Origin of the sequence: Intrasporangium chromatireducens Q5-1, assembly GCF_000576575.1 — a bacterium.
Taxonomy (GTDB): Bacteria; Actinomycetota; Actinomycetes; order Actinomycetales; family Dermatophilaceae; genus Intrasporangium_A; species Intrasporangium_A chromatireducens.
The window spans coordinates 1-274 of record NZ_AWQS01000648.1; the positions used below are offsets into that span (position 1 = coordinate 1).

General features: G+C 67.9%; 1 protein-coding gene. It reads left to right on the forward strand.

The annotated features are described in order from the left end of the window. Positions 1 to 274, forward strand: a 274-nt coding sequence (locus N864_RS26200; RefSeq protein WP_034723444.1) for a transposase, incomplete at both ends; no start/stop codon positions are given.

Here is a 274-nt window from a genome sequence, read left to right on the forward strand (position 1 = left end):
ACGCCTACGTCGTCAAGGAACGCCTTCGCGCGTTGCTCGCGCTGCCGCCCAGTGCGGACCGCGAGATCATCTCCGATCGGCTCTACCGGTTCTACGTCCAGGCCGCCGACAGCGAGCTGCCCGAGGCGCACCGGCTCGCCGAGACCATCGAGGCGTGGTGGGCCGCCATCGAAGCGGCCATCACCACCGGCTACAGCAACGCCCGCTCCGAGGGCTACAACCGACTGGCCAAACACGTCGGACGCGACGCGTTCGGGTTCAGAAACCCCCGAAA